Origin of the sequence: Mameliella sp. AT18, assembly GCF_028807275.1 — a bacterium.
GTDB lineage: Bacteria > Pseudomonadota > Alphaproteobacteria > Rhodobacterales > Rhodobacteraceae > Antarctobacter > Antarctobacter albus.
Map to the genome: position 1 here is coordinate 1 of NZ_JARAMO010000129.1, position 1,200 is coordinate 1,200.

Here is a 1,200-nt window from a genome sequence, read left to right on the forward strand (position 1 = left end):
GCCCATGACGTGATCCTGGCCAATGGCGCCCCCTCGGAGACCTTCATCGACTATCGTGACCGGCGAGGCTTTGACAACTTCGACGAATACCTGGACCTCTACGGGGTCGAGCGGATCGTCCCCGAGATGCCCCACCCGCGGATCTCCTCGGCCCGGATGATCCCCGCAGAGCTGCAGCGGCAGTTGGGCCTGCGGGTCATGGACCACCGTCTGAGCGCCTGACAAGGATCGCTGCCCGGCCGGAAAACCGTTTTCCAGTGGGGGTTTGCCGCTGCACCAATGGCGGCCTGCCCCTTGTTCCCTCAGACGCGGGCACCGGCCTGCCGAGAGCAAACTTGCCCGGATCGCCTTTTCCGGGCAAACTCCGGTTCAATTAAGATGCAATTTCACGTCAACTTTTGTCAGCCCCCGCTGACACCGGAGCTTGGAGGGATCAATGCCAACAGCCTATGGAACCGAAGGCTATGTCATTCTCAGCGGGGTTTCCTTCACGGGAACCGAAGGCGCACCGGGGTCGACGTTGAACTGGACCGGGCTGACCGGCCAGAGCGACATCAACCTGTCGATCACCGACCAGGATGACAACGGTTCGGTCAATGTCGGGATGCCGTCCAACTCGTTTACCCCGGATTACTTCGGCAACTTCGCCCTTGGCCTCATCTACTCGGGATACACGATCTCCTCGGGCGGAACGGAATATGGCGTCTTCACCGATGGGACGAATTACTATGTCCCCCTCGACGAAGACGGCACGACGCAGACCACAATCCCCACCTCCGGCAGTTCGAACGCCCAGCAGGACAGTGCCAGCGCCTTCCTGTGTTTTGCACCCGGCAGCATGATCGCGACGCCGGACGGCAATCGTGCGGTCGAGACCTTGGGGATCGGTGACACCATCCTGACGCAGGACGGTCGCCCTGTGCCGGTCCGGTGGATCGGGAGACAGGCCGTTTCGGTGGCAACCGCTGGCGCACGGATGCAACCTGTCCGCCTGCGCGCAGGGTGCCTGGGAGGCGGGCTGCCGGAACAAGACCTGACCGTCACTGCCGACCACGGCATGGTGATCGACGGGCTGGTCGTCAACGCCTCGGCACTGGTAAACGGGTCGACGATCGACTGGCTCCCTGCCTCGGAGCTGCCGGAACAACTGACCTTCTACCATGTCGAGACAGAGGCCCATGACGTGATCCTGGCCAATGG

At 62.6% G+C, this 1,200-nt stretch carries 1 protein-coding gene and 1 pseudogene; both read left to right on the forward strand.

Annotated elements, in window-relative coordinates; translation table 11 throughout:
* A pseudogene (locus PVW46_RS13680) lies at positions 1 to 222 on the forward strand (hypothetical protein); the annotation flags it as partial.
* Positions 223 to 436: 214 nt separating this feature from the next.
* A partial coding sequence (locus PVW46_RS13685; RefSeq protein ID WP_274576215.1) for a Hint domain-containing protein occupies positions 437 to 1,200 on the forward strand: 764 nt, incomplete at its 3' end.